This window comes from Gemella sp. zg-1178 (assembly GCF_018790995.1).
Classification (GTDB): Bacteria; Bacillota; Bacilli; order Staphylococcales; family Gemellaceae; genus Gemelliphila.
In genome coordinates this window covers 1-6090 of the sequence record NZ_JAHKEI010000038.1, presented here as the reverse complement: position 1 = coordinate 6090, position 6090 = coordinate 1, and the positions used below count along the sequence as shown (strand labels likewise).

6 protein-coding genes are annotated in these 6090 nt (G+C 27.6%); 1 reads left to right on the top strand and 5 read right to left on the bottom strand.

What is annotated here, in order from left to right; translation table 11 throughout:
* Positions 1 to 198: 198 nt before the first annotated feature.
* From nadE to KMP12_RS07080, 3 genes are all read right to left on the bottom strand, one after another.
* Positions 199 to 1020, bottom strand: coding sequence for an ammonia-dependent NAD(+) synthetase (gene nadE, locus KMP12_RS07090; protein ID WP_215757024.1), 822 nt, complete (start codon positions 1018 to 1020; stop codon positions 199 to 201).
* Between the two features lie 13 nt (positions 1021 to 1033).
* A complete protein-coding gene (locus tag KMP12_RS07085; RefSeq protein WP_215757023.1) occupies positions 1034 to 2467 on the bottom strand; it encodes a nicotinate phosphoribosyltransferase in 1434 nt (477 codons plus the stop codon).
* Between the two features lie 267 nt (positions 2468 to 2734).
* Positions 2735 to 3361 (bottom strand): chloride channel protein, encoded by a 627-nt coding sequence (locus tag KMP12_RS07080; RefSeq protein WP_215757022.1) that lies wholly within the window; start codon positions 3359 to 3361, stop codon positions 2735 to 2737.
* A gap of 148 nt (positions 3362 to 3509) precedes the next feature.
* On the opposite strand from KMP12_RS07080, the gene pssA reads away from it, so the two are divergent.
* Entirely contained in the window at positions 3510 to 4031 is a 522-nt protein-coding gene (pssA, locus tag KMP12_RS07075) for a CDP-diacylglycerol--serine O-phosphatidyltransferase (protein WP_215757021.1), read from the top strand.
* A gap of 378 nt (positions 4032 to 4409) precedes the next feature.
* Here the strand turns inward: pssA and KMP12_RS07070 are convergent, their stop codons facing one another.
* Both KMP12_RS07070 and KMP12_RS07065 read right to left on the bottom strand, forming a co-directional pair.
* On the bottom strand, positions 4410 to 5081 hold the full coding sequence (locus KMP12_RS07070) for a hypothetical protein (protein ID WP_215757020.1): 672 nt from the start codon (positions 5079 to 5081) through the stop codon (positions 4410 to 4412).
* A gap of 557 nt (positions 5082 to 5638) precedes the next feature.
* A partial coding sequence (locus tag KMP12_RS07065) for a hypothetical protein (protein WP_215757019.1) occupies positions 5639 to 6090 on the bottom strand: 452 nt, incomplete at its 5' end.

Here is a 6090-nt window from a genome sequence, read left to right as displayed (position 1 = left end):
TGTTTTTAAAATTGTTTAAAAGCATTTTTTATTTTATGAACTTTTGCTTGTTTTTTTCTATGAATTGTTGGTCTTTTAGGACTTTTTTATTCTAGCATTTGTTTTTGTTTCTTGTCAAGTGTTTTTTTGGGTTTTTTTAAAAAAATTTAAAAAAATTAAAAATAAATATGGCTAGTCGCTAAACTAACCATATTTTCTTTATTCGTAAAAATCAAATATTGTAACTGGCATACGTCGTTTATGTGATGATTTTAGAAAGTAATTTTCTATTTTATCTGTAATTTCCTTAGCTAGTTTTTTCCCTTCTAAGTAGTCATCTATATTTTCGTAAGTAAGACCTAATGCTACTTCATCAGGTAAAGCTGGTTTGTCTTCTTCCAAATCTGCTGTTGGTTTTTTTAGGTAAAGATGTTCGGGACATTCTAATTCTTTTAGTAATTCTTTACCCTGTCTTTTGTTTAGTCTGAACAGGGGTGCTATATCTACTCCTCCATCGCCATATTTTGTATAAAATCCTGTTAAGGCTTCTGCCGCATGGTCTGTTCCTACTACTATTCCTTTATTCATGGTAGCTATTGAGTATTGAACTTTCATTCTTTCTCTTGCTTTTTCATTACCTTTGGCAAAATCACTAATTATCACTCCAGCCTTTTTTAAGTTTTCATAGCTTGCATCAACAGCTTCTTTTATATTAACCGTATAAACTTTATCTGCTTTGATAAAATCTAGGGCGTCTTGGCAGTCTTGTTCGTCAAATTGTTCTCCATAGGGTAATCTTACCGCTATAAATTTATAGTCATTATCTTTAGTTTCTTTTCGTAATTCTGCAATTGCTAATTGGCATAACTTTCCACACAAAGTAGAATCTTGTCCTCCAGAAATTCCTAAAACTAAAGTTTTTATGAATGGATATTTTTTTAAATAGTCTTTTAGAAATTTTTTTGTTTTTTCAATTTCTTCAATAGAATTTATACTCGGTTGGCATTTTAATTCTTTTATAATTTTATCTTGTAATGACATATATTCACCTATTTTATTTTTTCAGTCTACTTAGTATTTTATTTCTATTTTCCCAGCACGTTCTACTTAAATCTACCGGGTAAAATTCTGGATTTAATAGTCTTGTGTACTCTGACCAAAAATATTTTTTACTTTCTAAAAGATGTTGTTTACTAGTATTAATATGAGGCACTGTATATACTTGTTTGCCATATATAAATATATCCTTGTGCAAGTCAATAGCTTCAAAATTAGAAACTTTTTTTGACAAGTATGTATGAGTTGGATGGAATAGATTAATTTCTTTTTCCAACTTAACATCTTCAGATTCTAGAGCTATATAATCTCCAGCTGCCATACCTGTATCCTTGTTTATGATACGATATAATTTTTTTATACCTGGTGTTGTTAGTTTAGCTGGATTTTCTGATATTTTTAATCTATCTACCATTTTTCCATTTTCATCTTCTAAACAAACTAGTTTATAAACTGCTCCCAAGGCTGGATTTTGGTAAGATGTTATCAGCTTAGTTCCTAGCCCCCAACTATCTACTTTTGCCCCTTGTTGCTTTAGGTGGGTGATTGTGTCTTCATCTAAGTCATTAGATGCAACTATTTTTACATCTTTGTAGCCAGCGTCATCTAACATTTTTCGAGCGGCTTTTGACAGGTAGGCTATGTCGCCAGAATCTAGTCTAATGCCTTTGAAATTAATTTTATCACCTAGTTCATTAGCAACTTTTATGGCACTAGGTATTCCTGAACGTAAGGTGTCATAAGTATCCACTAAAAAATAGCAATCTTTGTGAGTTTCGGCATATTTTCTAAAGGCTACAACTTCATCTTGATAGGTCTGAATAAATGAATGGGCGTGGGTTCCGCTACAGGCTATATCGAATAATTTTGCCGCCTTGACATTACTTGTCGAATCAAAACCACCAATAACGGCGGCCCTAGCCCCCCATATAGCTGCATCAAATTCATGGGCTCTGCGAGTACCAAATTCCATACATACTTCATCAGGACATATATGTTTTATGCGTGATGCTTTGGTTGCTATTAAAGTTTGATAATTTATTATATTTAAAATTGCTGTTTCGACTAATTGGGCTTGAATTAAAGGAGCTTCTATTCTTAGTAAGGGTTCATTACCAAAAACTATTTCTCCTTCTATAACTGAGCGAATGCTACCTGTAAATTTTAAATTTGCTAAGTAATCTAAATAATCTTCTGAGTAATCTAAGCTTCTCAAATAATTAATGTCATCTTCTGTAAATTTAAAATTTTTAATGTAGTCTATAACCTTTTCCAAGCCTGCAAAAACTGCATATCCCCCATTAAAAGGGGCTTTTCTGAAATATAAATCAAAATATGATTTTCTTTCGTGTATCCCGTCTTTAAAGTAAACATACCCCATATTTATTTGATAAAAATCTGTATGCAGGGCATCTCCACTATATCTATCCATTAGGAGCCTCCAAATAATTATTTTTCTTAGATTTTAACACTTTTCTTTCTTTATTGCAAAATTTTTTAAATTAAATAAAATAAGCATAAGGCCTTGTCAGCATTCTGATTTAATATATAGAATATTTTTTATTTAGTAATTTTATCAGCAAGCTAGGAATAATTATTAGTAAGGCTAGCTTGTAAGAAAAAACTTCTAGGGCTAATAAGATGAGAGTTAGAAAAACTCTAGCACTTGCACTAAACATTAAGACATAGCCAAGAGAGGCTAAAATTTGTAGGGGTAAATAAAAATATTAGCAAGGACTAACCCCACCAACAAACCTATGGAAAATAGGGGCGTTACCTCACCACCACTAAAACCTATACTTGTACAAACTAGGGTTAGAAATATCTTGATAAGAAAATCATAATTATTGATAGCTATATTATTATAAAAGAAGCAATCTATAAAATTAGTTCCCAAGGAATTATATCTGCCAGCAGTAAAATAAGAAATAATCACCACTAAAAAGATTAATAACAATTTAATATTTATATTTTTGATGTTTTTTAATTTCTTTTGAACTACTATAAATAACACAGCAAGAATTATTATTAAAAAACTAGCTAATAAAATTAAAAGATAGGTTTTAAAGTTAATATCTTCAACTTCTATAAAATAAAAAATTTTAAAAATAAAAAAAGTAGATAACTTGCTACTGTAATAAGAAAAAATAAAATAAATTATTAATTCTTTGATTTTAGGTAATGAAGTAATAGACCTATACCAGAACCACACCTCTGCTATCTTGCTAGGAATTATTAAATGGCTAAAGCCAGAAACATAGATTGCACAAAACAAAGAAATCATAAATAATTCTTTTACTAATTTTTTATAATATATTATTTTCATTCTTCCTCCTTATAGATAAATACTTGCTAAGACTAATCCCCTAATTATATAAACTTAAAGAAGCAAAAATAATAAATTTCATTTTCTTTAGACTTTATAGGTTTTTTATACTATAATATATATTAACTATTTTTTAAGGAGTATTAGTATGAATAAAGAAATTATTCCTAACGCTATTACAATGGCTAATGGCTTATGTGGATTTTTATCAATTATATTGACTTCAACAGGGCAATATACTTATGCAAGTGTCTTTATTATTTTATCTATGTTTGCAGACCGTTATGACGGCATGGTCGCAAGAAAGTTAGGCGTGGTGTCGCCACTCGGAAAAGAACTAGATTCTATCTGTGATGTGATAAGTTTTGGTGTAGCACCAGCATTTTTAGTGTTTTTTAAAATACATACTGCTAGTAATTTACTGCTTGTGTCAATCATAGCAACTATTATTTGCAGCGTTTACGTTTGTTGCGGAGCTTTTAGACTGGCTCGTTTTAATGTAACAACAATGACAGACGGCTACTATCAAGGTGTACCTATTACTACTTGCGGTTTACTACTAGCATTCTTGTCATTTAATTTTATAAAGATGCCTAATATTGCCTTGCTAATTTTAACTGCCATATTCGGATATTTTATGGTTAGTAAAATTAAAATTAAAAAAATATAGAAAGTTTTATCATTAGAAAAAAGACGACTATTTGTCGTCTTTTTCTATTTTATAATTAATTTTTTTTACATATTTTATAAATAATATATATAATTAAAGATAATATAAATATCCAAAGTATAAAAGTAATTAATGCATTTAAAAAATACATTTTATCATTGTATAGACTCCTCTTTAAAGTAACTAGCTAGATATATACTAATGAATTTATATTTATTACTCATAATAATATATATCACCTAAACAAATTTTTACTATATTATTTTTTAAGTAACGGCTTATTCATTAATCTTTTTTCCCTAGATTTCTTTAATAATCTGTAATTAGATATTATTCCTAGTAACCACAATACAAATAAAATAGTACATAATATTTTAATCATTGTATCGCCTCTACTTCAAATGTATCTCCAATTTTGAAATCATGTGATGTAATTTTAACAGAAGCATAATCTTGATATGTCCTATCAACTAAAGTAAGCATTCTTTTTAATTCATTAATATGAATTTGAGATAAACCTAAACTAGGAATATAAATGAAATAGCCTATTGTTTCAATTCTATAAATATAATCTTCTATTTCTCTTTTAAAATTATTTAATTCCCATTGGTTATGTATATATACTTGAGATCCCCACCAATAGTAATAAACTTCAAAACCTCCCCCAGATCTTGACTGATATTTTTCAGTTATACCATTAGTAGCATTAAATTTATACCAAGCAGAATTAACTTTTTTATTAATATTAGATACAGATAATTCAATATTTTGATAATATTCTTCAGGAGTCTTAAATTGATTATTTATATTTAATTCTTTAAAATTAATTTTTATATAATTTAAAACAAAATCTTTATTAATTTTCAAATTATTATTTTCTAAATAAATTTGACTATCGATATAATCGATATGTTTTTGTATATTGATTTGATTATTTTCTTTTCCTTCAGCCTTAGCCACATTATCATAATTACTAACTAAAGCAGAGATTGGCGTTATAAGCAAGCTAGATGCTAAAATAGCACTAGTAAATTTTAATTTCTTATTCATAATGATTTACCTCCTTTATGAATAAACAAAAATAGGATAAATTTCCTATAATAAATAGTGTGATCACTTCTATTTGTATTTTTATTATAACATATAAAAAGTTAAATAACAAGTATTATATCAAATAAATATATGATATAGTAAGAAGGTTTGCGTTTTCAAAATAGTATAATTATAAAAAATAATAAAATTATTTTTTTCTGTTTGATACTAAAATTTGAATTTGATAATTAAAAAAAGACGACTAATAATCGTCTTTTTCTTTTATTTTTTTTACTTTTTTCCTACAAAATAATTACCTAATAAGGATAGCATAGTGGGGATAATTACAAATAATATATATTCTAAATTCATTTAATAGCACCCTTATTAATAAGATTTAAAAAACAACTGTTATTCATAATAGATATCTTATTACAAATAACAATGTAACTATCAAAAAATAAAATATTCTAGCTTTTTTTTTGTTTTTTTTATAAATTATGACAGTTATAAATATTATAATATAAAATATAATATCTAATCTTATTTCCTGTATGTATTTTATAATATTCATTTTACTGTATAGCCTCAACAGTATAATAGCCTCCAGCTGCATATACAGACACTTTTACACTTCCATAATCAGATATATATCTTCTAACTTTATTCGCCATAGAATAAAAATTTGAAGAAGTAATTGTTGTAAAAATTCCTAGTATTACTATTCCAGAGCCTCCACTGAATGCTGCTACCGCTCCTAATGCACCTGAACCCCAAAGTCTTTTTTCTCCTGCATCTTCAAAATCTCTTGCTAATTGTTCTCCGGCTGTCCCCCTAGCATAATACTGAAATCCCCACCATTGTTCATAACGTTCATATCCATTAATCCATTCTCTAGACTGATATTTTTCAACTATACCCTTATTAGCCTTAAACTCATACCAACCAGAATTAACTTTTTTATTAATATTAGATACAGATAATTCAATATTTTGATAATAATCTTCAGGAGTCTTGAATTGATTAT

Coding starts and splice junctions, on each gene's coding strand:
- pssA (WP_215757021.1), top strand. CDS start 3,510: ATGAATAAAGAAATTATTCCTAACGCTATTACAATGGCTAATGGCTTA.
- KMP12_RS07085 (WP_215757023.1), bottom strand. CDS start 2,467: ATGGATAGATATAGTGGAGATGCCCTGCATACAGATTTTTATCAAATA.
- nadE (WP_215757024.1), bottom strand. CDS start 1,020: ATGTCATTACAAGATAAAATTATAAAAGAATTAAAATGCCAACCGAGT.
- KMP12_RS07080 (WP_215757022.1), bottom strand. CDS start 3,361: ATGAAAATAATATATTATAAAAAATTAGTAAAAGAATTATTTATGATT.
- KMP12_RS07070 (WP_215757020.1), bottom strand. CDS start 5,081: ATGAATAAGAAATTAAAATTTACTAGTGCTATTTTAGCATCTAGCTTG.